The sequence below is a fragment of the Pseudoxanthomonas sp. CCNWLY206-1 genome, from assembly GCF_039710385.1.
Taxonomy (GTDB): domain Bacteria; phylum Pseudomonadota; class Gammaproteobacteria; order Xanthomonadales; family Xanthomonadaceae; genus Pseudoxanthomonas_A.
Genome location: NZ_JBDKXI010000003.1, coordinates 197,298 through 222,325, shown reverse-complemented (window position 1 = coordinate 222,325; position 25,028 = coordinate 197,298). Strand labels below are relative to the sequence as shown.

Annotated in this window: 26 protein-coding genes; 23 read left to right on the top strand and 3 right to left on the bottom strand. The window is 61.8% G+C overall.

Annotated elements, in window-relative coordinates; all coding sequences use genetic code 11:
- Positions 1 to 40 precede the first annotated feature (40 nt).
- The 3 genes from ispF (at position 41) to AADW18_RS08610 (ending at position 1,933) form a co-directional block, all read left to right on the top strand.
- Entirely contained in the window at positions 41 to 535 is a 495-nt protein-coding gene (ispF, locus tag AADW18_RS08620; protein WP_337342964.1) for a 2-C-methyl-D-erythritol 2,4-cyclodiphosphate synthase, read from the top strand.
- A complete protein-coding gene (gene truD, locus AADW18_RS08615) occupies positions 532 to 1,590 on the top strand; it encodes a tRNA pseudouridine(13) synthase TruD (RefSeq protein ID WP_337342963.1) in 1,059 nt (352 codons plus the stop codon). Before ispF ends, truD begins: the two co-directional genes overlap by 4 nt.
- Before the next feature lie 115 nt (positions 1,591 to 1,705).
- On the top strand, positions 1,706 to 1,933 hold the full coding sequence (locus tag AADW18_RS08610) for a hypothetical protein (RefSeq protein WP_337342962.1): 228 nt from the start codon (positions 1,706 to 1,708) through the stop codon (positions 1,931 to 1,933).
- Between the two features lie 78 nt (positions 1,934 to 2,011).
- Here the strand turns inward: AADW18_RS08610 and AADW18_RS08605 are convergent, their stop codons facing one another.
- Entirely contained in the window at positions 2,012 to 2,572 is a 561-nt protein-coding gene (locus tag AADW18_RS08605) for a Smr/MutS family protein (RefSeq protein ID WP_337342961.1), read from the bottom strand.
- A 118-nt stretch (positions 2,573 to 2,690) separates the two neighbouring features.
- Here AADW18_RS08605 and surE point away from each other — a divergent pair, with 118 nt between their 5' ends.
- From surE to AADW18_RS08580, 5 genes are all read left to right on the top strand, one after another.
- A complete protein-coding gene (gene surE / locus AADW18_RS08600; protein WP_337342960.1) occupies positions 2,691 to 3,470 on the top strand; it encodes a 5'/3'-nucleotidase SurE in 780 nt (259 codons plus the stop codon).
- Positions 3,467 to 4,159 (top strand): protein-L-isoaspartate(D-aspartate) O-methyltransferase, encoded by a 693-nt coding sequence (locus tag AADW18_RS08595; RefSeq protein WP_337342959.1) that lies wholly within the window; start codon positions 3,467 to 3,469, stop codon positions 4,157 to 4,159. The genes surE and AADW18_RS08595 overlap by 4 nt, the downstream gene beginning before the upstream one ends.
- Positions 4,160 to 4,164: 5 nt before the next feature.
- On the top strand, positions 4,165 to 4,818 hold the full coding sequence (locus tag AADW18_RS08590) for an exopolysaccharide biosynthesis protein (protein ID WP_337342958.1): 654 nt from the start codon (positions 4,165 to 4,167) through the stop codon (positions 4,816 to 4,818).
- A 41-nt stretch (positions 4,819 to 4,859) separates the two neighbouring features.
- The gene (locus tag AADW18_RS08585) at positions 4,860 to 5,636 is read left to right on the top strand and encodes a peptidoglycan DD-metalloendopeptidase family protein (protein ID WP_337342957.1); all 777 of its coding nucleotides are present in this window, start codon (positions 4,860 to 4,862) and stop codon (positions 5,634 to 5,636) included.
- Positions 5,637 to 5,715: 79 nt separating this feature from the next.
- Entirely contained in the window at positions 5,716 to 6,540 is an 825-nt protein-coding gene (locus AADW18_RS08580) for an endonuclease/exonuclease/phosphatase family protein (protein WP_337342956.1), read from the top strand.
- Between the two features lie 65 nt (positions 6,541 to 6,605).
- Here AADW18_RS08580 and AADW18_RS08575 read toward each other — a convergent pair whose 3' ends face one another.
- Positions 6,606 to 6,992 carry an Mth938-like domain-containing protein gene (locus tag AADW18_RS08575; RefSeq protein ID WP_337342955.1) on the bottom strand — a complete coding sequence of 129 codons (387 nt, stop codon included), beginning with the start codon at positions 6,990 to 6,992 and terminating at the stop codon, positions 6,606 to 6,608.
- 41 nt (positions 6,993 to 7,033) lie between these two features.
- On the bottom strand, positions 7,034 to 7,339 hold the full coding sequence (yhbY, locus tag AADW18_RS08570; protein WP_337342954.1) for a ribosome assembly RNA-binding protein YhbY: 306 nt from the start codon (positions 7,337 to 7,339) through the stop codon (positions 7,034 to 7,036).
- 101 nt (positions 7,340 to 7,440) lie between these two features.
- On the opposite strand from yhbY, the gene rlmE reads away from it, so the two are divergent.
- From rlmE to AADW18_RS08495, 15 genes are all read left to right on the top strand, one after another.
- Positions 7,441 to 8,073 carry a 23S rRNA (uridine(2552)-2'-O)-methyltransferase RlmE gene (rlmE, locus tag AADW18_RS08565; protein ID WP_337342953.1) on the top strand — a complete coding sequence of 211 codons (633 nt, stop codon included), beginning with the start codon at positions 7,441 to 7,443 and terminating at the stop codon, positions 8,071 to 8,073.
- A 62-nt stretch (positions 8,074 to 8,135) separates the two neighbouring features.
- Positions 8,136 to 10,055, top strand: coding sequence for an ATP-dependent zinc metalloprotease FtsH (gene ftsH, locus AADW18_RS08560; RefSeq protein ID WP_337342952.1), 1,920 nt, complete (start codon positions 8,136 to 8,138; stop codon positions 10,053 to 10,055).
- A 66-nt stretch (positions 10,056 to 10,121) separates the two neighbouring features.
- Positions 10,122 to 10,304 carry a hypothetical protein gene (locus AADW18_RS08555; RefSeq protein WP_337342951.1) on the top strand — a complete coding sequence of 61 codons (183 nt, stop codon included), beginning with the start codon at positions 10,122 to 10,124 and terminating at the stop codon, positions 10,302 to 10,304.
- Positions 10,305 to 10,514: 210 nt separating this feature from the next.
- Complete coding sequence (gene folP / locus AADW18_RS08550) at positions 10,515 to 11,414, top strand: dihydropteroate synthase (RefSeq protein ID WP_337342950.1); 900 nt, start codon at positions 10,515 to 10,517, stop codon at positions 11,412 to 11,414.
- 177 nt (positions 11,415 to 11,591) lie between these two features.
- On the top strand, positions 11,592 to 12,545 hold the full coding sequence (gene miaA / locus AADW18_RS08545) for a tRNA (adenosine(37)-N6)-dimethylallyltransferase MiaA (protein ID WP_337342949.1): 954 nt from the start codon (positions 11,592 to 11,594) through the stop codon (positions 12,543 to 12,545).
- 297 nt (positions 12,546 to 12,842) lie between these two features.
- On the top strand, positions 12,843 to 13,118 hold the full coding sequence (gene hfq, locus AADW18_RS08540; RefSeq protein ID WP_337342948.1) for an RNA chaperone Hfq: 276 nt from the start codon (positions 12,843 to 12,845) through the stop codon (positions 13,116 to 13,118).
- A 356-nt stretch (positions 13,119 to 13,474) separates the two neighbouring features.
- Positions 13,475 to 14,773, top strand: coding sequence for a ribosome rescue GTPase HflX (gene hflX, locus AADW18_RS08535; RefSeq protein WP_337342947.1), 1,299 nt, complete (start codon positions 13,475 to 13,477; stop codon positions 14,771 to 14,773).
- 117 nt (positions 14,774 to 14,890) lie between these two features.
- Positions 14,891 to 16,027, top strand: a complete 1,137-nt coding sequence (gene hflK / locus AADW18_RS08530; protein WP_337342946.1) for an FtsH protease activity modulator HflK — start codon at positions 14,891 to 14,893, stop codon at positions 16,025 to 16,027.
- Positions 16,024 to 16,887, top strand: coding sequence for a protease modulator HflC (locus tag AADW18_RS08525; RefSeq protein WP_337342945.1), 864 nt, complete (start codon positions 16,024 to 16,026; stop codon positions 16,885 to 16,887). The genes hflK and AADW18_RS08525 overlap by 4 nt, the downstream gene beginning before the upstream one ends.
- Positions 16,888 to 17,023: 136 nt before the next feature.
- The gene (locus AADW18_RS08520) at positions 17,024 to 17,209 is read left to right on the top strand and encodes a DUF2065 family protein (protein WP_337342944.1); all 186 of its coding nucleotides are present in this window, start codon (positions 17,024 to 17,026) and stop codon (positions 17,207 to 17,209) included.
- Between the two features lie 396 nt (positions 17,210 to 17,605).
- Entirely contained in the window at positions 17,606 to 18,898 is a 1,293-nt protein-coding gene (locus AADW18_RS08515) for an adenylosuccinate synthase (RefSeq protein ID WP_337342943.1), read from the top strand.
- A 413-nt stretch (positions 18,899 to 19,311) separates the two neighbouring features.
- A complete protein-coding gene (locus tag AADW18_RS08510; RefSeq protein WP_337342942.1) occupies positions 19,312 to 19,899 on the top strand; it encodes an alpha-ketoglutarate-dependent dioxygenase AlkB in 588 nt (195 codons plus the stop codon).
- A 309-nt stretch (positions 19,900 to 20,208) separates the two neighbouring features.
- Positions 20,209 to 20,637, top strand: a complete 429-nt coding sequence (locus AADW18_RS08505) for a VOC family protein (protein ID WP_337342941.1) — start codon at positions 20,209 to 20,211, stop codon at positions 20,635 to 20,637.
- 359 nt (positions 20,638 to 20,996) lie between these two features.
- Entirely contained in the window at positions 20,997 to 22,904 is a 1,908-nt protein-coding gene (locus tag AADW18_RS08500) for a hypothetical protein (RefSeq protein WP_337342940.1), read from the top strand.
- Between the two features lie 235 nt (positions 22,905 to 23,139).
- Entirely contained in the window at positions 23,140 to 24,915 is a 1,776-nt protein-coding gene (locus tag AADW18_RS08495) for a peptide-N4-asparagine amidase (protein ID WP_337342939.1), read from the top strand.
- Positions 24,916 to 25,028: the final 113 nt, after the last annotated feature.

Sequence of the window (25,028 nt, the reverse complement as noted above, 5' to 3'; positions counted from 1 at the left end):
CCGCTCCTACATTGTTTCGGCTCCTACCGGATATTTCGCTATGCCAAGTTCCCTCAACATCCGCATTGGCCAGGGCTTCGATGTTCATGCCTTCGGCGACGGCGACCACATCGTTCTCGGCGGCGTTCGCGTGCCGCACGATCGCGGCGTGTTGGCGCATAGCGATGGCGATGTCGTCATCCATGCGCTGTGCGATGCGATGCTGGGCGCACTGGCGCTGGGCGACATCGGCAAGCATTTCCCGCCGTCCGATCCGCAGTGGAAAGGCGCCGACAGCCGCCAGTTCCTGCGCCATTGCCGTGAACTGCTGATTGCCAACGGTGGCTGGCGGGTGGGCAATGCCGACATTACCGTCATTTGCGAACGTCCCAAGGTCGGCGCGCATGCAGAAGCAATGCGGGCGCTACTGGCCGAAGACATGGGCATTGCTGCCGGCGATGTCAGCGTGAAAGCGACCACCAGCGAAAAACTCGGCTTCACCGGACGCGGGGAAGGCATCGCGGCACAAGCGATCGTCTTGCTGGTGCAGGCATGAGCGACGCGCTGCCGCGGGCCTTCGGCGATCCGGTCCTGAAGGCCGATATCCGCACCACCCCCGAGGATTTCCTGGTTGAGGAAATCGCCGGCTTCGAGCCGACGGGCGAGGGCGAACACCTGCTGCTGACGGTCGAAAAAAGAGGCATGAATACGGCCTTCGCTGCCAAGCGCATCGCCGCATGGGCGCATCTGCCGGAACATGCGATCGGTTATGCCGGACTGAAAGACCGCCATGCCGTGACTCGCCAGCGCTTCAGCGTGCATCTGCCCAAGCGGGTGGCGCCCGACGTGGCGACATTGCAGTCGGACGATCTCCAGGTGCTGGAAGCGACGTGGCACAACCGCAAGCTGCCGCGCGGCGCCTTGGCCGGCAATCGGTTTGAACTGGTGCTCAGGCAGGTTGACGGAAGCCGGGTCGCCATCGAAGAGCGTCTGGCGCAGATAGCCGCGCGGGGCCTGCCCAATTGGTTCGGCGAACAGCGCTTCGGCCGCGATGGCGGCAACGTCCGTGCCGCCATCGCCATGTTCGGCGGGCAGCGCGTACATCGCGATCAACGTTCCATCTTGTTGTCGGCGGCACGTTCGGAATTGTTCAATCGGGTGTTGGCGGCGCGGCTGGCGGATGACAGCTGGGACAGCGGATTGGAGGGCGAAGTCTGGGCGTTGAATGGCAGCCGCAGTGTGTTCGGACCGGAGCCTTGGAACGACGCTCTGGCCGAGCGTTTGGCGTCGTTCGACATTCACCCATCCGGTCCGCTGTGGGGCGCGGGTGAGTTGCGCAGCCAGGATCGTGCGGCGCAGATCGAGTTGGACGCATTGTCGGATAGCGACGCGCTGGCTATCCGCGGCGGCCTTGAGCAAGCCGGTTTAAAGCAGGAACGGCGCGCGCTGCGCTTGCGGCCGGAAGCACTGCAATGGGAATGGCAGGATCCTGCGACCCTCCGCCTGAGTTTCGTCCTGCCGCCGGGCAGCTACGCCACCGCCGTGCTGCACGAGCTGGGCCCTACCACCGATTGCGGCGGCGTCCAGCACCGTTCGTCGGAAAGCACATAAGGGCACTGGTAGGCGGCGATGGCCGGCGTATAAGCCAAGTTGCGAGCTTGGCAATTCAGCGTTCCGGGGTGCCGAGCGTCGCTAGACCAACGCGAGATACTACGGAGAGATCGTCATGAAAGCATCGCTTCGCATCGCTGCCATCTCGTTCGCCGTCATGTTGCTGGGCGCCTGTGCAGGGACCCAGGAAATGACTTCGACCGGAGCGCCAGCTTCCGACCCGCAAAACCTGCCTGAACCGACCAGCGATCAGCTCTACATCGCTTATGTCGAGCGCATCGCCAAGCGTCGCGGCATTCATCTGACTTGGGTGAATCCGCCAAAGACGTCAGAAAAGAAGTAACGCGGATCCGGCAGGCTGCTCCGTAGCCCTCTCCAGAGAGGGCAAGGACGTTTTGTTTCGTTTGCAACCTCGCCGCGCTTAATTTCGCCTAGCAAGCAACACCACCGCCGCTCCTGTTCCGCCCTGCGTTGGCGGAGCGGAGTGGAACGCCAGCACATCCGCGCGCTGGCGCAAGATCCGGTCCACCAGGTTCTTAAGCACCGGCGCTTCGCGGTCGGAACGTTGTCCTTTGCCATGGATGATCCGCACGCAGCCGAACTCATGATCGTGCGCTTCGGCCAGGAATCGCCGAATTAGTGATTCCGCCTGTAGAGCGGTCGCGCCATGCAGGTCCAGTTCGTCCTGCACCGAGAACTGGCCGCGTTTGAGTCGCTGGAACACCCGTGCAGGCACGTTCTCCCGGCGGTAGCTCAATACGTCGCCCGCTTCCAGCAATGCCATCTCATCCAATCCGCGTTGGAATTCGCTGCGTGCATCGCGTTCATCCTGTTCGGCCATGCGCGCGGCGGGCTTCGGGCGCGGCTTCGCCGGTGGCGCGGGAACATCGCCCAAATGCTTGACGTTGCCTATGGCAGAACGAAACAGCGCTGCGTCGTCCTGATCTTCGTTTTCGTCTTTGTCGCCACGGGATTTGGCCATGGGGACAGCGTAGCGGCATCGCAGTGTGACGCAAGCGCAGGAATGAAGCCGAACAGCCCAAACGCGCAGAAATGAATCGGGCGCTTCCGGTATCATGGGGCGGTTTTCGAGGAACCCCATGCGCGTATTGGTCAGCAACGACGATGGCGTCGACGCCCCCGGCATCCGAATCTTGGCAGAAGGCCTGCGAGCCGCCGGCCATGAAGTGTTCGTGGTCGCTCCGGACCGCGACCGTTCTGGCGCCAGCAATTCGCTGACGCTGGATCTGCCGATCCGGCTGAAGCGGATCGACCAGTACACCTGCAGCATTGCCGGCACGCCCACCGACTGCGTGCACCTGGCGCTGACCGGCATGCTGGAGTTCGAACCCGATATCGTGGTGTCCGGTATCAATAATTCGGCCAACCTGGGCGATGACGTGATTTATTCCGGCACCGTGTCCGCGGCGATGGAGGGGCGCTTCCTCGGTCTGCCCGCGGTGGCGATGTCGTTGGTGACACACAACCACGACCCCAAGCACTTCCAGACCGCCGCGCGAGCCGCCGTCGAGATCGTGGCGCGGCTGAAGGCCGATCCTCTGCCGGCCGACACCATCTTGAACGTCAATGTGCCAGACCTGGCTTGGTCTGACGTCGCCGGCTTCGAAGTGACCCGGCTGGGTAACCGCCATCGCTCCGAGCCTTGCGTTCCGCAGTCGGATCCGCGCGGCCGCACCGTTTACTGGATCGGTCCCGCCGGCCCGGAACAAGACGCAGGCCCCGGCACCGATTTCCATGCCGTGCGCACCGGCAACATCTCCATCACGCCTATCCACGTGGATCTGACCCGCTACCAAGCGCTGGAAAAAGTGGCCAGCTGGGTGGATGGCCTGAGCGCGGCGCTGGAGGTTTCGGCATGACGCCGCGGCTGCGTCTGCAGCCGGAAGCTGCCGGTGTGGGCATGACATCGCAACGCGTCCGGGACCGTCTGGTCGAACGCCTCCGCGATGGTACTTCCAACGGTGCGGGTATTCGCGATGAGCGAGTGCTCAATGCCATCCGCACCGTTCCGCGCCACCTGTTCGTCGACGAGGCACTTGCGACTCGCGCCTACGAAGACACCGCGCTGCCCATCGGTCACAGCCAGACCATTTCACAGCCGTGGGTGGTTGCGCGCATGACCGAGGCGCTGTTGCTGAATTCCCCGAAGAAAGTCCTGGAGATCGGCACCGGGTCCGGTTATCAGGCCGCCGTGCTGGCGGCACTGGGGTTGGAGGTCTATACGGTCGAACGCATTGGCGATCTGCTGCGCCAGGCACGCAAGCGCTTGCGTCAGTTGGGCATGAACGTGCGCAGCAAGCATGACGACGGTCGCGCCGGCTGGCCGGAACATGCGCCCTACGACGGCATCCTGGTGACCGCCGCAGCGCCGGCGCTGGTGAGTGCGCTGGTCGAGCAGTTGGCGGTCGGCGGCAACCTCATTGCGCCCGTGGGTGGTGCGGCTTCGCAGGCGTTGATCATGCTGAGCAAGCAAGCGGATGGCTCGGTAACCGAAACCACGTTGGCGCCGGTGGTGTTCGTTCCCTTGCTGTCGGGCACGTTGGATTGAGCCCGATGCCGCATCAGCATTCTCCGGACGCGTCGAATTCCTCAGCTACTGTGGGAGAGCAACTGGCCAGCATCATCGAGCGGCTTCCCGAAGACAAATTGACGCTGGGTGAGCTGCTGGACGCCTTCAGCGAAGAGGGCATGCTGCTGCTGACGATCCTGTTGACGCTGGTGTTCCTCATCCCGGTCTCGATTCCGGGAGTCAGCACGGTGTTCGGCGCGGCGATCTTGCTGATCGGCGTAAGCCGGCTGCTGAAACGGCCGCTATGGCTGCCGTCCAAACTCATGCACAAGCAACTGCCTGCCAGCAAGCTGCGCCCCGGCCTGAACGCCGGCATGGTGTGGGTGCGGCGCATGGAGAAGATCAGTCGACCGCACCGGTTGCGCGGCGTCGTCGACGGGCGCGTGCCCGACATGCTCAACAACCTGGCTTTCATTCTCGCGGCACTCTTGTTGATGGCGCCGTTCGGATTCGTGCCATTCAGCAACACCCTGCCAGCCTTGGCGCTGCTGCTGTATGCCATCGGCTTCATGCAGCGGGACGGCGGTGCGGTGTTGCTGGGGCATCTTTCCAATATCGGGACGATCATTTATTTCGGCGTGCTGATCGGTGGTGGTGGAGTAGCGGCCCATGGCCTTCTGCAGCGCTTCACTGGTTGACCGGCCAGCGGGCCCATGATTCCGAGGACACGAAAAAACGCATGACCACGAATATCCGCAACGGGCAATGGCTTGGTTTTCTGATCATAGGCGTTGCCTCACTGATACTCGTGGCTTGTTCGTCCACCGTAGTGCGGCAGACTTCTTCCGGTGCTTCGCGACCGACGGCGTCACAGCCAAAGCCGGGCGTTACGGTGCGTGTGCAACGTGGCGACACGTTGTATGGCATTGCTTCGCGCAATGGCATCAACCTGAGCGATCTCGCCAGTTGGAACAGCATTCCCGCGCCTCACACCATCTATCCGGGGCAGACCATCAAGCTGTACCCCGGTAGTGGCTCGGCTTCATCGGGAACGCGTCCCGTTGCTGCTACTCCGGCGCCAACTCGTCCTATTACTGCGCCCAAGCCCGCCACACCCGCGCCCGCCCCGGCACCCGTCAATAGCGGCATCTCCTGGCGCTGGCCGGCCGAAGGTCACGTGATCGGCCGCTTCGTCGCTAACGATGCCACCAAGCAAGGCGTCGATATTGCCGGTAGCAGCGGCCAATCGGTACGCGCCGCTGCCGATGGCGTGGTGGTCTATTCGGGCGCGGGATTGGTCGGCTATGGCGAGTTGATCATCGTCAAGCACAGTGAAGCCTGGCTGTCCGCGTATGGCCACAATCGCAAGCGGCTGGTCAATGAAGGGCAAAACGTAAAGGCCGGCCAGCAGATCGCCGAAATGGGCAGCAGTGGGGCATCCCGCGAGATGCTGCACTTCGAGATTCGCTACAACGGCAAGCCGGTGGACCCGCAGCAATATTTGCCCAAGCGCTGAGCGTCGTTTGTTGGAAGGCTCGCCCATACTGAAGCGCGGCACTGGAGCGTTGGCCGTCTTGTGGATCGCATCGGTAGCCTTGCTGGCGTTGTCGGCATGCCAGTCCGCGCCGGCTGCCAAAGTCTCGACAGAACCAGCAACAGACCAAACGGTGTCGCTTAGCGTTGTCAGCCTGAACCTGTGGCACGACAAGCAGGACTGGCCGAAACGGCAGGACATGATCGTGCACGAATTGCGGGCGCTGACGCCCGATGTGATTTTGCTGCAGGAAGTACTGCAAGACGCGGCGCTGCCGAACCAGGCCGCCGTGCTCGCTGGAAAATTGGGCTACCACTATCGCTTCTTTTCAGTGGATCCTCCGCAGCAGGTCCGCCGCTACGGCAATGCCATCCTCACGCGGGTTCCGCCGCAGCACACGCAGGAATTCAAACTACTTCCACTTGATGACTATCGCAACGCTGGCTGGGTGCGTGTCGAAATTGCCGGACGTCCATTGAATTTCTATGTCACGCATCTGCACTCAGCACCCGACGGCGGCGATATCCGCGCCCGGCAGGTGCGCAGCTTGTTGGAGTTCATAGGTTCTACCCGAGGCGAGGCGCTCTCTGTGTTGGCCGGGGATTTCAATATTCGAGCCGACGCCCCAGAACTGCAATCGCTGGCGGCCGTATTCAGCGACGCTTATGCGCGGGCGCACCCGGACCAAGCGGTGAATGCCCCTGAACACAGCACATTGAACACCCACCTGGGTCATCCTCCGACGCGCATCGATCATGTGTTCTTCCAGAAAGATGCATTTCGTGTTGCTGAAGCGCGGATCATCCTGAATCAGGCGGATAGCGATGGCGCCTGGCCATCGGATCATTACGGGGTGTGGGTGAAGCTGGAGCGCATCAGGCCCTGAACACCGTCCTTGCGGGAGCGACGCGTCGCGACGTTGATGTTTCGGTCGCCGCTCCCACAAGTGCTTCATTCGTCCGGCGAGGATCCCAACAAAAATCCTGCCACCACCCGTCGGCTTTCTCCCGCCAGCACGTTGAACGTACGTGCGGCCGCAGCATTCGCCATCACTTCGATGCCAATCCCGCGGGTGAGGCAGGCGGCCATGACGGCGGTGGAAGGAAACACCTGGCGTTCGCCGGTGCCCAGCAGGATCAGTTCCGGTCGCATCGCCAGCAGGGGTTCGAGGTCGCCCGGCACCAACCCGCCGCTATCGCGCGGTGGCCAAGCTTCGATCAACTGGTCAGGTGACAGGATGAAGCTGGAACGCAGGACGCGGTCGTTGACTGTGGCGCTGTGGCCATCGGCGGCGCGGAGCGCAAAGGCGTAATCGGGCAGTTCGTGGTTCAGCTGCATGTCGTTTGCTCCTTCCCAAAGGTGGAAAGGTAAGGAAGAGCTTAGCCCCGGGGCAGCACGATGTGCCGGTGGTCCTTGCTGGGGCGATACAGCACGGCGGTATGGCCGATACGCTGCACCAGCGCCGCGCCGGTTTGCCCGGTGAGCTCGGCGATCACCGCATCGCGGGTTTCACGGTCTTCGGCTGCCACTTTCACCTTGACCAGTTCGTGGTGCTCCAGCGCCAGGTCCAGTTCCGCCACGAACGAAGGCGTCAGCCCTTTGCCGCCAATCTGCAACAGCGCTTTCAGGTCATGGGCGTGGCCGCGCAGGAATCGGGTCTGTGCAGAGGTCAAAACGAGAGGCATGCGCTACGGTACGGGTCCGGAAGGGCGTTCAGGGTATCATGGCGCCTTATCCGAACGGCTTCACCGCCTCTCGCTGCCATCGCGGCGAAGACCCAGACCTCATGGCCACCCGTAGCAAAAGCAGCCAACGCTGGCTCCGCGAACACTTCGCCGATCCATACGTGAAGAAGGCCCAGGCCGAGGGCATGCGTTCGCGCGCGGCCTATAAGCTGGAAGAGCTGCTGGAGCGCGACCGCCTGCTGAAACCCGGCATGGTGGTGGTAGATCTGGGTGCTGCCCCCGGCGGCTGGTCGCAGTACGCCCGGCAGGCCCTGGGAGACAAGGGTCGGGTGGTAGCCATGGACATCCTGGAAATGCCACCTTTGGCCGGAGTGGACTTCCTTCATGGGGATTTCAGGGATGATGACGTTCTATCTCAACTGGAAGCCATGTTGAACGGTCAGCAAGTGGACCTTGTGCTGTCGGATATGGCCCCCAATAAGAGTGGTGTGGATGCGGTGGACCAGCCGCGGGCGATGCATCTGGCTGAATTGGCAATGGATTTCGCCGATCGGCACTTGAAGCCCAACGGTGCATTCCTGATAAAGCTGTTCCAGGGCACCGGTTTCGACGACTACGTGCGTGAATTGCGTCGCCGTTACGACCGGGTGGTGATCCGAAAACCGGATGCCTCGCGCAAGCGTTCGCCGGAGGTTTATGCGCTGGGTCAAGGCAAACGCGTCCAGATGAAGTAATTTAGCCAGATGTAATTAATGTTGCTGGGCAATATGAAACGGGAACACCGGAGTCAATGAGGATGAACGACTTGACCAAGAATCTTCTGCTGTGGGTAGTCGTCGCCGTCGTGCTGATGGTGGTGTTCCAGAGCTTTTCGCCCCGTCTGGGCGGCGCTGCCGGTGGCGGCGAGATCACTTATTCAGAATTCCTGCAGGAGATCGATGGCGGGCGGGTGTCGTCGGTGCAATTCACCAACGACAGCAATCTCGTCACCAACGCGATCAACTACAAGCGCAAGGACGGTACCAGCGGTGTCGTCTATGGCCCGCAGGACGACAAGCTGGTCGATGTGCTGGTCAGCAAGAACGTGCAGATCACCCGAGACAAGCCGGAAAGCGGCATCTCGCTGGGCGTGATTCTGCTGAATTTCCTACCGGTGCTGCTGATCATCGGGTTCTGGATATTCATCATGCGGCAGATGCAGGGCGGTGGCGGTGGCGCCAAGGGCGCCATGAGCTTCGGCAAGTCGCGCGCCAAGCTGCAGGGCGAGGACCAGGTGAAGATCACCTTCGCCGACGTCGCCGGCTGCGACGAGGCCAAGGAAGAAGTCGGTGAACTGGTCGAATTCCTGCGCGATCCTTCCAAATTCCAGCGGCTGGGCGGCAAGATTCCCCGTGGCGTGCTGATGGTAGGCCCGCCGGGTACCGGCAAGACGCTGCTGGCCAAGGCCATCGCAGGCGAAGCCAAGGTGCCGTTCTTCAGCATTTCGGGTTCCGACTTTGTTGAAATGTTCGTCGGCGTCGGCGCCAGCCGCGTGCGCGACATGTTCGAACAGGCCAAGAAACATGCGCCGTGCATCATCTTCATCGACGAAATCGATGCCGTCGGTCGTCACCGCGGGGCTGGTCTGGGTGGCGGTCACGATGAGCGTGAGCAGACCCTCAACCAGTTGCTGGTGGAAATGGACGGCTTTGAGGGCGGCGAAGGCGTGATCGTCATCGCGGCGACCAACCGTCCGGACGTGCTGGATCCGGCGCTGTTGCGCCCGGGCCGGTTCGATCGCCAGGTAGTGGTTGGTCTTCCGGACGTGAAAGGCCGCGAGCAGATCCTGCGCGTGCATATGCGCAAGCTGCCCTTGGCTGACGACGTGGAGCCGATGACCATCGCCCGCGGTACGCCAGGCTTCAGCGGCGCCGATCTGGCCAATCTCGCCAACGAGGCGGCACTGTTCGCTGCGCGCAGCAATGAGAAGGAGGTCCGCATGGACCACTTCGACCGCGCCCGCGACAAGATCCTGATGGGTGCCGAGCGCCGTTCGATGGCCATGAGCGAAGACGAAAAGACGCTGACTGCCTATCACGAGGCCGGGCACGCCATCGTTGGCCGCCTGGTCCCCGAGCATGATCCGGTCTACAAGGTCACCATCATTCCGCGCGGCCGCGCGCTGGGCGTGACCATGTACCTTCCTGAGGGCGACAAGTACAGCTACAACCGCACCGCGATCGAATCGCAGTTGTGTTCGCTGTACGGCGGTCGCGTTGCCGAGGAACTGATCTTCGGTGCCGACAAGGTCACCACCGGTGCCTCCAATGACATCGAACGCGCCACCAAGATGGCTCGCAACATGGTCACCAAGTGGGGCCTGTCTGACGAGCTTGGTCCGATCGCCTACGGCGAGGAAGAGGACGAGGTATTCCTGGGCCGTTCGGTCACGCAGCATAAGAACGTCTCCGACGACACCGCTCGCAAGATCGACGAAGTAGTGCGCGGCATTCTGGAAAGGGCGTACGCACGCACGACCAAGATACTGACCGAGAACCTGGACAAGCTGCACTCGATGGCCAAATTGTTGCTGGAGTACGAAACCATCGACGTGCCGCAGATCGACGCGATCATGGACGGCCGCGATCCGCCGCCACCGATGGGGTGGAACAAGTCCAACGACAAACCCGAATCGCGGCCGCTGCCGCCGATCGGTGGTCCCGCCGCACAGACCTGATCGCAGCTTGCTGCCATCAACGAAAAAGGCCAGAGTTCGCTCTGGCCTTTTTATTTGTGGGCGCCAATGAACGAGCGTGGAAAACCGGCGCGGAAAACCGGTCTTGGCCTGGGCATAGCGCTAGGCGTCGCGATCGGCACGGGCATGGGTGCGGCAATGGGTAACATCGCGATGGGCATCGGTATCGGCATTGCGATCGGCATCGCCTTCGGGTTGGCGATCAATGCCGGCAAGAACGAAAAGAGATGATGATTCTCCTTCGATCATGACCAGCGACCCCGGTCATGATCGAGTTTCCGTAGGAGCGGCGTCCCGCCGCGAGCTCTTGCTGTCAGATCGCGATAGAAGCCGAAGAGCTCGCGGCGGGACGCCGCTCCTACAAGAGCGCAGCGCTCTTCGTGACAGTGCCCAGGGCATGTCAGACATAATGATTTCCTCTCCAACCGCAAGCGCCTGAAGATGTTCGATACCACTCCTCAACTCGATTGCGCCGGCCGTATTCTGAAGCTCGACCGTCCGCGGGTCATGGGCATCGTCAATGTCACGCCCGATTCCTTCTCCGATGGCGGTGCGCACGACACCTTGGAAGCGGCGGTGGCGCACGGCCTGAAGCTGGCCAGCGAAGGTGCCGACCTGCTGGATATCGGAGGCGAGTCCACCCGTCCCGGTGCGGAGGCTGTCCCGTTGGAAGAAGAATTGCGCCGAGTCGTGACAGTGATCGAACGTTTAGCAAAGGAAACACCGCTGCCCATCAGCATCGATACCTCCAAACCGGAAGTGATGCGCGCGGCAGTGCAAGCGGGTGCCGGCATGATCAACGATGTCTATGCGTTGCGCCGCGAAGACGCGCTGGATACCGCCGCCGCGCTTGGCGTACCGGTGGTGCTGATGCATATGCAAGGCGAGCCGCGCTCCATGCAAGAGGCGCCGGACTACGATGATGTCGTCGGCGACGTACACCGTTTCCTGGCGGAGCGAATCTTCGCGGCGGAGATGTCGGGTATCGCCAAGAAAAACATCATCGTCGACCCGGGTTTCGGCTTCGGCAAGAACACGCAGCACAACCTGACCTTGCTCGCGCAGCTGGAACGCTTCGCCGAACTCGGCGTACCGGTGTTGGCGGGTTTGTCTCGCAAGCGCAGCATCGGCGAGATCACTGGCCGCGATGTCCCCGCAGAACGGGTTTCCGGTTCCGTCGCCGCGCATCTCATCGCGGCCCAGCGTGGCGCGAAGATCCTGCGCGTGCACGATGTAGCCGCCACGGTGGACGCGTTGAAAGTCTGGAATGCTGTAGCCGCAGTACCGATGCCACGCGTGGGTTCCACAGCGCCCACCATTCGCTGGCCTGACGACGACTGAAAATATCACTGCGGGAGTGGTGACGGCATGCCGTCACCGGTGAGTCGCGATCGGAAACATCAATGTCGGGACTCACTTCGCTCCCACAGTTGAGTTCGCTTCTGCGCTCCCAACCCGGATGGGTCACCTATCAAGCTAAGCTGTCCGCTCTCCGTGCTCCTCGCCGCAGCGCTTTCCATGCTTGATTCCCGCCCACTTGCTATCGCCATCATGGGGCCCACAGCCTCAGGCAAGACTGCCTTCGCGCTGGAAATCGCCGAACGATTCGATGGTGAGATCGTCAGCGTCGATTCGGCGCTGGTCTATCGCGGCCTGGATATCGGCGCGGCCAAGCCGGATGCCGCGATGCAGGCGCGGGTGCGCCATCATATGATGGACATCTGCCATCCCTGGCAGCCGTACTCGGCGGCGGAATTCTCCGCTGACGCCCGTCGTGCGATCGCCGGCATCGTTGGCCAGGGCAAGCTGCCCATACTCGCCGGCGGTACCGGTCTGTACTTCCAAGCATTGCTTGAGGGACTGGCGCCCATGCCCGAAGCCGACCCCGGCCTGCGTGCCGCGATCGCCGCCGATGCACAACGGCGCGGCTGGCCCGCATTGCACACGGAACTGGCCGCGATAGATCCAGCCGCCGGCGCCAAGATCAAGCCGACCGATCCGCAACGCATCCAGCGTGCGTTGGAAGTATTCCGGCTCAGCGGCAAGCCCATCAGCCATTGGCAACGCGAACCCAAACGCGACCGTCTACCGTTGCGGGTACTCAAACTTGTGCTGTCGCCCCGTGATCGTGCCGTGCTGCATGCCCGCATCGAACAGCGCTTCGATGCCATGCTGGAGGCCGGGTTCCTGGATGAAATGCAGCGGCTGCGCACCTTGCCCGAACTGCAGGCAGTGCCCAAGCCGCTGGATTTGCCCGCCATCCGTGCGGTGGGCTACCGGCAGGCCTGGGAGTACCTGGATGGGGTGATTTCCCGCGAAGAGTTTCGCGACCGGGCCATCTTCGCCACCCGCCAATTGGCGAAGCGGCAGTTGACGTGGCTGCGGAGCGAGCGGGACGCCCGCTGGTTTGATCCCGCGAACCAGGCGGACGCGCTGGACCAGGCGCTGCATCTCTTTCTGGGAAGCCGGTAGGGCCTGTTAACGCTATTGGGGTAGGTCACGTTGCTTTCCAGCGCTTGCCAGGTGGTTGTGTGCGGCGCAGCGGCAGGCTGGCCGCCTGTCCAAGTCGCGCGCAGCCGCTTGGCGAGCGCTGGGAAGCAACCCAAGGGGCGGCGTGACCCACCCCAATAGCGTTAACGGGCCCTATAGCCAAGCGCCCGATGTTGTGTAACATCAAGGCCCCGGAGCACGGCAGGGGAGTCGGATGCCGTACCCGGATCGGTATAAGAATCACCCACATCTATAAGAACAATTAAGCGGGAGCACGACATGTCCAAGGGACAATCCTTGCAGGATCCTTTCCTGAACGCACTACGGCGCGAGCGTGTGCCGGTTTCGGTCTACCTGGTCAACGGCATCAAGTTGCAGGGCACCATCGAGTCCTTCGACCAGTTCGTCGTTTTGCTGCGCAATACCGTCAGTCAAATGGTTTACAAGCACGCGATTTCCACCGTGGTACCGGCGCGAAACGTGCGCGTGGGACCGGGTGGCGGCTATGTGCAGCCGGGCGAAGAAGGCGGCACGGGCGAAGAAGAGAACGAGTAGGAGCTTGGCGGTTCTGGCCTGATCCAACGTAGCTTTGACACGTTCCTGGCATTCGGAAATCTGACGTCCGGCTCCAACCAGGACGGTCGACCCCGATTTAGCTCGTTGATGTGGGACCGGTCCTCCGACCTGGGTAGGAGCGGCGTCCCGCCGCGAGCTCTTGCTTCTATCGCACCCTGACAGGAAGGGCTCGCGGCGGGACGCCGCTCCTACACGGTCTTGATCGGAGGTGGTTGGCCAGTCCGCACACCCGGTCTGACCCTGGCGCCGCCAGCGCTCAGCCCCCAGGCCCGCCCAAATGGCCACCCGTTACGGATGGCCCTTTTAAATCCAGCCGCCGCCCCCACACTTGATCCATGTTTGAAAGATCCCGTAAGGGCGAAAACGCGCTCTTGATTCAACCCCATGCCGGCGGTCCGCCGGACGATGGTGCCTTGGAAGAATTCGCCGATCTGGCCCGTTCCGCCGGTGCCAGCGTGGCGGCGTTGCTGACCGCGCGTATCGACAAGCCCAGTCCGTCGACCTTGATCGGCAGCGGCAAGCTGGAAGAAGTGAAGGCCGCGGCCGACGCCACCGGCGCCGACTTGGTGCTGGTCAATTTTTCGCTTTCCCCCGGCCAGGAACGCAACCTGGAGAAATTCCTCGAGCGCCGGGTGCTGGACCGTACCGGGCTGATTCTGGACATCTTCGCCCAGCGCGCCCGCAGCCACGAGGGCAAGCTGCAAGTGGAACTCGCCCAACTGCGCCATATGGCCACGCGGCTGGTTCGCGGCTGGACCCACTTGGAGCGCCAGCGAGGCGGTTCCATAGGCCTGCGCGGCCCGGGTGAAACCCAGTTGGAAACCGACCGTCGCTTGCTGCAAAAGCGTGTGGAACAGTTGCAGAAGCGCCTCGAGAAAGTGGAAGTACAGCGCACCCAGATGCGCCGCGCCCGCGTTCGCAGTGAACTCCCGCGGGTCGCTCTGGTCGGCTACACCAACGCGGGCAAATCGACGCTGTTCAACACCTTGACCGGCGCGGACGCCTATGCGGCCGATCAACTGTTCGCCACCTTGGATCCCACCGTGCGCCGGGTCGATATGTCGGGCGGCAGCGTCGTACTGGCCGACACTGTTGGCTTTGTTCGCGATCTGCCGCACGAACTGGTAGCGGCGTTTCGCTCGACTTTGTCAGAAGCACGCGAAGCCGATCTGCTGCTGCATGTAGTCGATGCCGCCGATCCCATTCGCGAAGAACGCATCGCGCAAGTGGATGAAGTGCTGCAGGAAATCGGCGCCGGCGAAATCCCGCAGATCCTGGTATTCAACAAGATCGATCGCATCGAAGGCGCGCTGCCGCGCCACGATGAGCCGAACGAAGGCCGGCAGCGGGTGTGGATGTCCGCTCGCGATGGCGCCGGCCTGGATCTGCTGCAAAAAGCATTGGGACAGTGGCTGGGACTGGAGCGCGTCAACGGCGAGCTGCACTTGCCGGCGCATTCGGCGCGGCTGCGTTCGCGGTTGCACGCGATGGGCGCCGTGCGTACGGAACGGCATGACGAAGCCGGCTGGCATATCACTATCGACCTGCCGCTGACCGACGCCCGCCGTCTGTCGGCGGAGGCGGGTGGCGCGCCACTGGAATCGCTGTTGCCGCCGCCGGCGGAGCACGAATAGGGCAGGTTATTGCCGGTAGCCCGTTTTCGGTATTTGGTCCGCGGGCAGGGCAGCTTCATCTAGTAGAATCGACCCGCGCAGGCTTTGCCTGCGGGAATTATTTAATATGGAGTGGGCATGGCCTGGAACACCCCTGGTAGTGGCGGCGGATCTGGCAACAACGACAGCGGTTCCAACAACGGTAAGCGCAATCCATGGAAGCCGCGCAATGGCGGCGGGAATGGTCCGGGCGATCTGTTGAACCGATTGCGTGACATGTTCGGCGCCGGCGGCGGCAACCCGCTGCGCTGGGTCGCCATTGGCCTGGGGCTGCTGATCCTGTTCAGCAGCTTCCAGCTCATTGGCGAGCAGCAGCGCGGCGTGGTGCTGCGCTTCGGGCAGTTCTCCCGCGTGATGCAGCCCGGTCCCAATCTCAAATGGCCGTGGCCGATCGAGAGCGTCACCAAGGTCAATGCCACCAAGATCGAAACCTTCAGCAATACCGTGCCGGTGCTGACCCGCGACGAAAACATCGTCACCGTATCGCTCAATGTGCAGTACCGCGTCGGTGATCCCGAGAAGTACCTTTACGGTTCACGTAATGCCGATGAAGTGTTGAAGCAGGCCTCGCAGAGCGCTGTGCGCGAACAAGTCGGCCGTTCCGATCTGGACACCGTTCTGGGCGTGCGCGGCCCGTTGGCCGCATCCGCGAAAGAACGCCTGCAGGCGTCGCTGGATGCCTATCGCACCGGACTGGTCGTGACCGAACTGAACCTGCCCGACGCGCGTCCGCCGACGGAAGTGCAGCCCGCCTTCGACGAAGTGAACAGTGCCCAGCAGGTCCGCGAGAGCCTGGTCAACGAAGCGCAGGCCTATGCCGCTCGCGTGGTGCCGGAAGCCCGCGGTGAAGCCGCGCGCCTGCGGACCACCGCGGAGGGCTACAAGACCGCCAAGATCGCCCGCGCCACGGGTGATGCGGAACGCTTCAGCCTGTTGCAGGAGCAATACAAGAACGCACCTGACGTTACCCGCAAGCGCCTGTGGCTGGAAACCGTGCAGGAAGTGCTGGCCGGCAATCGCAAGGTGGTGGGCGGCGATGGCCGCCAACTGATCTATGTACCCATGCCGGCGCAATCCGGCAGTGGGTCCACTGTCGCCGCGCCACCGGTGCTGCCGCCTGAGACGGTGATGCCGACGGTGGAAAGCACATCGTCTTCGATCCGCAGCGCGGAGCGCAGTCCCCGTCCGGCCGGCCGTGAAGGAGTAGAACGATGAAAATGTCCGTTGTGGTGGCCATAGTCGTGGCCGCGCTGCTGGGCCTGTTGGGTTCGGTATACGTAGTGCGTGAAGACCAGACCGCGCTTGTGCTCAACCTCGGACGCGTCGTGCGCGCCGACATCAAGCCAGGTCTGCATTTCAAATGGCCGCTGGTGGAAACGGCACGTGTGTTCGATCGTCGTTTCCAGGTGCTGGAAACTCCGCCGGAGCGATACCTGACCTCCGAGCGCAAGGACGTCAGTATCGATTTCTTCGCCATCGGCTACATTTCCGATTCACGCGCGTTCTATCGCGCGACCAGCGGCGATGAAAAAATAGCCGGTGATCGCCTGGCGCCGATCATCACCGATTCGCTGCGCAACGAAATCAACGCCCGCACGCTGACGCAACTGGTTTCCGGTGACCGCAATGAAGTCATCGCTCAGCAGCTGAAATCAATCAATGAAGGTGCGGCCACCTTGGGCATGCACATCACCGACATCCGGTTGAAGCAGATCGACCTGCCCACCGACAGCCAGGTGATCACCGACGTCTACAACCGCATGAGCGCCCAGCGCAAACAAGTGGCCAGCCGCTTGCGCGCCGAAGGCGAAGAGCAGGCACGCACGATCCGCGCCGAGGCCGACCGCGACCAGACCGTACTGGTAGCCGAAGCAGAGCGTGACGCACAGCGCCTGCGCGGTGAAGGCGACGCCACCGCGGCACGCGTCTACGCCGAAGCGGCCAACCGCGATCCTGCGTTCTACGCATTCCAGCGCAGCCTGGAGGCGTACCGCAATTCCTTCGCCGACGGCAACGGCGTGATCGTGCTGGACCGCGACGATCCCTTCCTGCAGTACCTGCGCAGCGATCGGTGAAGACAGGGGGGGCCGGCACCGGTAATCGGTAGCCGGCTCTCTCGGTTGTTCTCTCTGCCAAGTTCCCGGTAGCGGCAGTCAGCTCCCGGCTCTTGCTATTTCCGGTTCCCCGCTCCCTATTCCCGGCTTTCACCTCATGAAAGAACTGATTGCCGCGCTCTGCCTGGTGGCCGTCCTTGAAGGACTGTTCCTGTTCGTCGCGCCGGGCGGCTGGAAGCGCGCCGCCGAGCAATTGCAGTTGCTGCCCGATCGCCAGTTGCGGACATTCGGCGGATTAATTCTGGCGATAGGGCTGCTGGCGCTTTGGTGGGTGCGGCACTAGCCCAGCCCCTTCCTTCCAAGCCCCCTTGTAGGAGCGACCTGAGTCGCGATGGAGCTTTACCGGTAACGCTTCATCGCGACTTACCGGTGACGGCATGCCGTCACCACTCCTACAGCCAGAAGTGGTTTCACGGGTTGTCTTCACAGAATTGGGCCGCGATTTCGCATTTTCTGCCCCAATGCCCTCGCAGGGGTGGCCCCGGCCACCCGAAACCCGGATAATGCACAAAAGCCGGATGGGCCAGCTCAAAAGAGCCGCACCCTTCCGGCTTTTTCCGTGTCTACGGGGTGACTTGTAGGAGCGACGCAAGTCGCGGCCACAGTGCCAAAGGCCGCTACTACAACGGCCCGTCGCATCCACTTTCGCCCCACAACAAACTTTTCTGGAGCTTGCGCAATGGGTCAGTCAGTCGTCGTTCTCGGTGCCCAATGGGGCGATGAAGGCAAGGGCAAGATCGTCGATCTGCTGACCGAGCGGATCGGTGCGGTGGTGCGCTTCCAAGGTGGCCACAACGCCGGCCATACCTTGGTGATCGGCGGCAAGAAGACCGTGCTGCACTTGATTCCCTCCGGCATCCTGCGCGACGACGCGCTATGCCTGATCGGCAACGGCGTGGTGATCTCGCCGGCTGCCCTGCGCAAGGAGATCGAGGAGCTGGAGAGCAATGGCGTGGAAGTCCGCTCGCGCCTGAAGATTTCCCCGGCCGCGCCTCTGATCATGCCGTACCACATCGTGCTGGACCAAGCGCGCGAAAAAGCCGCCGGCGGCAAGGCCATCGGCACCACCGGCCGAGGCATCGGTCCTGCTTACGAAGACAAAGTGGCGCGCCGCGGTATCCGTATCGCCGATCTGCATTACCCGCAGCAATTGGCCGAACTGCTGCGTACGGCGCTGGATTACCACAACTTCGTGCTTACCAAATATCTCAATACCGACGCCGTCGACTTCCAGAAGACGCTGGACGAAGCGCTGGAATTCGGCGAATACGTGCAGCCCATGAAGTATGACGTCGCCGGCATCCTGCACGACCTGCGCAAGCAGGGTAAGCGGGTGCTGTTCGAAGGCGCGCAGGGCTCGCTGCTGGACATCGACCACGGCACCTATCCCTACGTCACCTCCAGCAACACCACCGTGGGCGGCGCGCTGGCCGGTACCGGCGTGGGCGCGGACGCCATCGACTACGTGCTCGGCATTGCCAAGGCCTACGCCACCCGCGTCGGCGGCGGTCCGTTCCCGACCGAACTGGACGATGAAGTCGGGCAGGGCATTCGCGACCGCGGCCAGGAATACGGCGCCACTACCGGCCGGCCGCGCCGTTGCGGCTGGATCGACATCGTCGCGCTCAAGCGTGCCGTGGCCATCAACGGCATCTCCGGCCTATGCATTACCAAGCTGGACGTGCTGGACGGCATGGAGAAGCTGAAGATGTGCATCGCCTACCGTTACCGTGGCAAGGAAACCGAATACGCGCCATTGGACGCGCAGGGCTGGGACGAATGCGAACCCGTATACCTGGAGTTCCCCGGTTGGACCGAGAACACCCACGGCATCACCGAATGGGAGAAACTCCCACCGGCCGCCCGCGCCTACCTGCGCGCATTGGAAGAATTGTCGGGTTGCCCCCTGGCTATCGTCTCCACCGGGCCTGATCGCGACCACACGATGGTGCTGCAAGACCCCTTCGCATAACCCTCTGCCTCCCTCCTGTCCCTTCGGGACGGGTTGGGTGAAGGTACGGCGAGGTCATTGGAGGTCAGGCATCAACGCCCTTGTTCACCCCCGAGGCACCTCGCTACCTACCCACGCGCTGTTCTGGCGCTAATCGAAAGAAAGCCCCGCCAAGCGGGGCTTTTTTCGTTTCACCTTGCGCTGGTTTCGGCTAGTCCTGTAAATGCCCGTTACGAAGTTCGCCACTGGCGTGACCATCCTCCGCTTACGAGGACGGGTGGGGCAGCGGGCCGATTAACTCGACCCGCAGGGCGTTATCAAGCGAAGAGACTCCCGATAGTCATAGTTGAACTAGGACCACGCGATTAACCCTTCAAAAATCCCCAATCCCGGCTCGCTGGTCACCGCTATCACCCATCCCCATATCGAGAATCATGGACCTGTTCTCTCCCGCCAACACACCACAACTTCTGGTGGAAGATGCCGAAGGTGGCATCTGCTATTGGCCCGATGTGGTGGACGCGAACCGCGCACAGTATTGGTTCGAAGTACTGCGAGACAGCGCGGCCTGGCAAGCCCAACGCCGCCCCATGTACGACCGGGTCGTGGATGTGCCACGACTACTCGCCTCGTACCGCATCGATGAATGGCCAACCAAGCTGCCATTGCAGGAAATGCTGGCAATCGTGCAAACACATGCGCCGGCACCTTACAACGCCGTGGGACTGAATCTGTATCGCGATGGCCGAGACAGCGTCGCCATGCATAACGACAAGCTGCACACCATTCTTCCGGGTTTTCCTATCGCGCTGATATCGCTAGGCAACGCGCGACGAATGAACATACGTGCAAAGAGCGGCGCCCGCCGCGCCATCGGCATCGATCTTGAGCCCGGCAGTCTGTTGGTGATGAGCCACGCCTCGCAACTTACGCATGAGCACGGCATTCCGAAGACCGCCAAGGCAGTGGGGCCGCGAATGAGTGCGGTGTTCCGGGTCCGGCCTGAGCGGTATGCGGAGTAGGAGCCTTCGCGGTCTGCCCTGACCATTCCCGGGCTAGGCTCGCATCACCGCCACCGCATCGGAGCGCACGTACCCGGCGAGTTCTTCTTGATCGAGTCGAGCAATCCGAAAGTGCAGGGCTTCGACGGCGCGGTAGCGCGGCGGATCCTCCAGCCGTCCAGAACAAGAGGTAGGGGTCGCTTCGGTAGAGCGGAGCTTGCTCCGCTCCTCTGTGCTACGCGCAATGCAACCCCGCGGATCAACGCGCTGTGATGGCGGCCACAGTCGCTCGCTGCTATAAAGTCCGCTCTTCTTTTTCGAGAGAGCAGCATGGAAACGCAGGAACTACACCGCGGCCGTTTGATCGATCACCTCCAGCTGGTCGTGCGTGATCTCGCCGCTAGCCAAACTTTCTATCAAGCCGTATTCGATGTACTCAAGGTGCCGATGGGCGGTACTGGCGACGGATATTTCTGGGCGGACGAACTATTCGTCTCCACCGCAGATAGCGAAGCGGCACAGGGCGAGCTGACCGGTCGTCACCACTTGGCATTCCAGGCGCAAAACCGCGCCATGGTCGACGCGTTCCACAAAGCCGCACTCGCCAACGGCGGTAAAGACAACGGTGCACCCGGCGAGCGCCCGTACCATCCAGGCTACTACGCATCGTTCGTGTTGGACCCGGATGGCAACAACATCGAAGCGGTCTACCACGGCGAAGCAAACCGCAGCGCACCTTCGGTGAAGGTGACGTTCTAGCATCTGATTCGCGTCACGCTCCTCGTAGAGCGGAGCTTGCTCCTCTGCTTTGGCATGCAAAAAGCCAATATCCGGCGAAGAGCAGCGGAGCAAGCTCCGCTCTACGAGGGGGGCGATGAATTCAAACGGGATGCGGTAAAGCAAAGCACGCGCATTTCCCCGAATTCAGCAACCGGCAGTCCGCCTCTCCCGCGGCCTGCCGCATCCGCCTGACGGCCGTCCGACAAACGGCACGTACAAAGATGGTTTTTCCCTCTCCGAATCACGCACGAATCACGTGCGCGGCAGAATACTCCGGCCCGCTGCATCCGCAGACACGGTGAATCCGGCGAGCAATGCTTCGTCGAGGCGAGGTCCACATGAATACGCAGAAGCGGTCCCCTTGGGCGTTTTTGGTAGGTGGTGCTATCGCAGCGGTGGGGGCGCTTGCCGTGGGTTCGCCACCAAGCGCGGCGCAGGAAAGCGGCAGCGTCATTACTCCCGTGCCGCCGATGAATACGTTATCGGTGGAGCCGCGCGTGCCGCGTCTTGGTATTACGCCCTGTGTGGTGGAGCTGTTTCGAGGCTTGGTGATCGACAACTACGTGGTGGAGGGAGACTTCGATACGTTCGAGTACGTGCCGCCTGCCGGCTGTCCCGGTCCGTGGGCGAAGGTCATCCTGAGCGTCGATCTGAGCAGTCCAGAGGACAACATACCGCCGTACTACGCTGCCCTGGACAACATAATGATCTCGCTGGGTGACGAGAGCCGCGATCCCGAGCGAGCCATCGAGCTGATGATGGCCACGCCGCAAATCAACGAAGGTGCAGCGACGTGGCGGGTGGAACGCGATGTTACCGACTACTCCTCCTTGTTCTACGTCCCGCGCATTGGCTTCGCAATAAATACCGACAACTACTACAGATTTCCCTGCGTCATCTGTGCATCCGCCGTCGCCACCGGTCGCTTGATCTTCTATCCGGCAACGGCTATCCAGCCCGCCCCTGATGTGCCAGACGCGATCTATTCCGGCGGCTATGGTTGGACTTTTCCGCGCAACATCGAGCGCGTCTATGTGGATATGTACTTGCAGCCGTACAGTACAAACTGGTTCAGTTGCGTGCCCCGATCAGCAGTCGCTGACTACCCGATACTCCTCTCCACGCCCGTCGCGATAGGGGACAACTACGATCCTTCAGAAGAAAATGCACAAGGCTGCCAAGGTGCAACCTATCGGGACGTGCTGGTCACTGTCGACGCGCAGCCGGCGGGTGCGGCAACCCTGTATCCGTGGTTGAACAGCAACTTGAATATCCGCTTCCCGCATAGCGTCGATATACCCGTCTCCACTCCGCAATCGATCAACTTGATGCCGGTCCGCGTGGACATCACGCCATTTGCCGCATTGCTGAGCGATGGCACTACCCATGGAATCGGTGCCATAGAGAATTACGTGGATTTTCTTGCCCAGGGACCTTCCAGGTGGAGCCAAATGCTGGTTTACCTGGACCACGGTTCACAACAGATCACCGGGGCGGTGACCACCAATACCTTGGCCACGGGAGCTCCCTGGGCGCCGATGCCGATCGAATCGACCGAAGTGCGCAACGAATGGCAGCAGGAGGGCGACGTGTTGCACGGCAATGTGGAGAATCATTACCGGCGCCAGTACGAAGTCGCAGGCTACGTCAACACATCGCACGGACGCATCGATAGCCGCGTCAAGCATGAGCACGTCCTGACCAACGTGCAGCTGGTGCGGGTGGAGGACATGTCCAATTTTGAGCATCACACCTATGCGCAGAACCTGGATTTCGTCAGCACGACAACGCGTAGCAGCGTGCGCCAGCAAGGCACCAAAGTACTGAGCCTGGACAAGGATCGTTACCACTATCCCCTGAAGATCGACTACCAGGCGACCGGCGGTGTGGTCACCACCGATGATCGGCTTTCGTACATAGAACGCGCCCGGACCTCGGTAATACAAGGCCAGCATCAGCAACGAGCGTTCTATCGTCCGGAGGGTACGTATGCCAACCGGTTGTACGCCAACTTCGCCGGCAGTCGTTCGTATAACGCGCTGACCGGAACCAGCAGTAATTGGTACGGCGCACGCAGTCATTATTTCAACGACAGCGCTGGCAGCTGCTTCCGCGAGCGCGTCACCTGGCTGAGCGCCACGCTGACCTCCCACACACAAGGCGAAAGCTGCCCGAATGGCTACAACTATGTGCGCGGCTTCGCGCATCCGGATGGGTCGCCTGAGAGCCTTGGCTGGCTGCGTTGAAACGCGCCAAGAACAGATAAACGTGCACGACGAGAATATCTCGCCGTTATTTCCTCAAACACGGTAGATGCGACGAGCAATGCTTCGTCGAGGCGAGGTCCACATGAGTACGCAGAAGTGGTCCCCTTGGGCGTTTTTGGTAGGTGGTGCTATCGCTGCGATGGGGGCGCTCGCAGGGGGCGCGCCTCCGGGAATGGCGCAAGAAGGCGCCAACGCCATAGTCCCTGCGCCCCCGATGAACGCGCTGTCAGTGGAACCACGCGTGCCCCGTCTGGGCATCACGCCCTGTGTGGTGGAGTTGTTCCGGGATTTGGCGATTAACAACTCAGGCGAGGAAGGGGAGTTCCAAAGGTTCGAGTACGCCCCGCCGGGTGGCTGTCCCGGCCCCTGGGCAAAGGTCATCTTGAGTGTCGATCTGAGCCTGCCCACCACGCTCCCGGTCTACTACGCCGGCTTGAACAACCTGATGATCTCGCTCGGCGACGAAAGTCGCGATGTCAAAAAGTCCATCGAACTGATGATGGCCACGCCGCAGATCAATGATGGCGCGCCGAAGTGGCGTGTGGAACGCGATGTGACCGACTACTCAGCACTGCTCTACACAGCGCGCCCTGGTTTTGCGAGGAATACCGACAACTTCTTCAAATTCCCTTGTGGCGGCTGCACATCTGCCATCGCCACCGCCCGCTTGATCTTCTATCCGGCGACCGTTATCCAACCCGCTCCTGAAGTTCCCGATGCGATCTATCCGGACGGCTATTATTCGACCGGCGTCTTTCCTCGCAATATTGAACGCGCCTATCTGGACCTGTACCTGCAGGTACCGAATACATGGTTCACCTGCATGCCGAGATCGGCGGTGACCGATTATCCGATACTCCTCTACACGCCCATGGCGATAGGGGATGTCTACGATTTTTACGAGAACAACCCGCATGGTTGCGTAGGCGCCACCTACCGCGATGCCGTGGTCCATATCGACGGACAGCCGGCCGGGGTGGCGACGCTTTATCCGTGGTTGAACACCAATCTGAATCTGCGTTTCCCGCACAGTGTCGATGTCCCGGTTCCTACGGTGCAATCGATCAATCTGATGCCTTTCCGGGTGGATCTCACGCCGTTCGCTGCTCTGCTGAGTGATGGCAATCCGCACGTGATCTCTACCTCCTATGAACACCCGGATGAGTTTGAAGCCGGAGGGGCTTATGAAGTAGGTCAGTTGCTTTTTTATCTGGATCATGGCTCGCAACAGGTCACCGGAGCGGTAACCGTTAACACGTTGGCCACCGGAGTTCCCTGGACTGCGGCGGCGATTCAGGCGACTGAAGTCCGCAATGACTGGCGCCAGGAAGGCGACGTGCTGCACGGCGACGTGGAAAACCATTACCGGCGTCAGTACGAGATCGCCGGCTATATCAACACATCGCGGGGACGCATCGATAGCCGCGTCAAGCATGAGCACGTCCTGACCAATGTGCAGCTGGTGCGGGTGGAGGACATGTCCAATTTCGAGCATCACACCTATGCGCAGAACCTGGACTTCGTCAGCACGACAACGCGTAGCAGCTTGCGTCAGCAAGGTACCAAGGTATTGAGTCTGGACAAGGAGCGTTACCACTATCCGCTGAAGATCGATTACCAGGCTACTGGCGGGGCCACGGGTCTGAACAGCGATTCGTACATAGAGCGCGCCCGAGCCTCGGTAATACAAGGCCACCATCAGCAACGAGCGTTCTATCGTCCGGAGGGTACGTATGCCAACCGGTTGTATGCCAACTTCGCAGGCAGCCGTTCGTACAACGCGCTGACCGACACCAGCAGCAACTGGTATGGCGCGCGCAGCCATTATTTCAACGACAGTGCCGGCAGCTGCTTCCGCGAGCGCGTCACCTGGCTGAGCGCCACCCTCACCTCGCATACGCAAGGCGAAAGCTGTCCGAATGGCTATAACTATGTGCGCGGCTTCGCGCATCCGGATGGGTCGCCAGAGAGCCTCGGCTGGTTGCGCTGAAGTGCGCAAGTGCGATATCGGAGTGACTGAAATTTTGTAGCGGCGGTGCCGGCGTGTTGACATGCCGGCACCAGAGCGTCGCGATGTTGATGTGTCTGCTCGCGACTCGCTCC

What these genes read in the sequence shown, in the direction of transcription:
- hfq (WP_337342948.1), top strand. Translation starts at nt 12,843, where the DNA reads ATGTCCAAGGGACAATCCTTGCAGGATCCTTTCCTGAACGCACTACGG.
- folP (WP_337342950.1), top strand. Translation starts at nt 10,515, where the DNA reads ATGTTCGATACCACTCCTCAACTCGATTGCGCCGGCCGTATTCTGAAG.
- AADW18_RS08595 (WP_337342959.1), top strand. Translation starts at nt 3,467, where the DNA reads ATGACGCCGCGGCTGCGTCTGCAGCCGGAAGCTGCCGGTGTGGGCATG.
- AADW18_RS08525 (WP_337342945.1), top strand. Translation starts at nt 16,024, where the DNA reads ATGAAAATGTCCGTTGTGGTGGCCATAGTCGTGGCCGCGCTGCTGGGC.
- rlmE (WP_337342953.1), top strand. Translation starts at nt 7,441, where the DNA reads ATGGCCACCCGTAGCAAAAGCAGCCAACGCTGGCTCCGCGAACACTTC.
- hflX (WP_337342947.1), top strand. Translation starts at nt 13,475, where the DNA reads ATGTTTGAAAGATCCCGTAAGGGCGAAAACGCGCTCTTGATTCAACCC.
- AADW18_RS08500 (WP_337342940.1), top strand. Translation starts at nt 20,997, where the DNA reads ATGAATACGCAGAAGCGGTCCCCTTGGGCGTTTTTGGTAGGTGGTGCT.
- AADW18_RS08515 (WP_337342943.1), top strand. Translation starts at nt 17,606, where the DNA reads ATGGGTCAGTCAGTCGTCGTTCTCGGTGCCCAATGGGGCGATGAAGGC.
- ftsH (WP_337342952.1), top strand. Translation starts at nt 8,136, where the DNA reads ATGAACGACTTGACCAAGAATCTTCTGCTGTGGGTAGTCGTCGCCGTC.
- AADW18_RS08510 (WP_337342942.1), top strand. Translation starts at nt 19,312, where the DNA reads ATGGACCTGTTCTCTCCCGCCAACACACCACAACTTCTGGTGGAAGAT.
- surE (WP_337342960.1), top strand. Translation starts at nt 2,691, where the DNA reads ATGCGCGTATTGGTCAGCAACGACGATGGCGTCGACGCCCCCGGCATC.
- ispF (WP_337342964.1), top strand. Translation starts at nt 41, where the DNA reads ATGCCAAGTTCCCTCAACATCCGCATTGGCCAGGGCTTCGATGTTCAT.
- AADW18_RS08575 (WP_337342955.1), bottom strand. Translation starts at nt 6,992, where the DNA reads ATGCAGCTGAACCACGAACTGCCCGATTACGCCTTTGCGCTCCGCGCC.
- AADW18_RS08555 (WP_337342951.1), top strand. Translation starts at nt 10,122, where the DNA reads ATGAACGAGCGTGGAAAACCGGCGCGGAAAACCGGTCTTGGCCTGGGC.
- AADW18_RS08495 (WP_337342939.1), top strand. Translation starts at nt 23,140, where the DNA reads ATGAACGCGCTGTCAGTGGAACCACGCGTGCCCCGTCTGGGCATCACG.
- AADW18_RS08610 (WP_337342962.1), top strand. Translation starts at nt 1,706, where the DNA reads ATGAAAGCATCGCTTCGCATCGCTGCCATCTCGTTCGCCGTCATGTTG.
- hflK (WP_337342946.1), top strand. Translation starts at nt 14,891, where the DNA reads ATGGCCTGGAACACCCCTGGTAGTGGCGGCGGATCTGGCAACAACGAC.
- AADW18_RS08590 (WP_337342958.1), top strand. Translation starts at nt 4,165, where the DNA reads ATGCCGCATCAGCATTCTCCGGACGCGTCGAATTCCTCAGCTACTGTG.
- AADW18_RS08505 (WP_337342941.1), top strand. Translation starts at nt 20,209, where the DNA reads ATGGAAACGCAGGAACTACACCGCGGCCGTTTGATCGATCACCTCCAG.
- AADW18_RS08605 (WP_337342961.1), bottom strand. Translation starts at nt 2,572, where the DNA reads ATGGCCAAATCCCGTGGCGACAAAGACGAAAACGAAGATCAGGACGAC.
- AADW18_RS08585 (WP_337342957.1), top strand. Translation starts at nt 4,860, where the DNA reads ATGACCACGAATATCCGCAACGGGCAATGGCTTGGTTTTCTGATCATA.
- AADW18_RS08520 (WP_337342944.1), top strand. Translation starts at nt 17,024, where the DNA reads ATGAAAGAACTGATTGCCGCGCTCTGCCTGGTGGCCGTCCTTGAAGGA.
- yhbY (WP_337342954.1), bottom strand. Translation starts at nt 7,339, where the DNA reads ATGCCTCTCGTTTTGACCTCTGCACAGACCCGATTCCTGCGCGGCCAC.
- truD (WP_337342963.1), top strand. Translation starts at nt 532, where the DNA reads ATGAGCGACGCGCTGCCGCGGGCCTTCGGCGATCCGGTCCTGAAGGCC.
- miaA (WP_337342949.1), top strand. Translation starts at nt 11,592, where the DNA reads ATGCTTGATTCCCGCCCACTTGCTATCGCCATCATGGGGCCCACAGCC.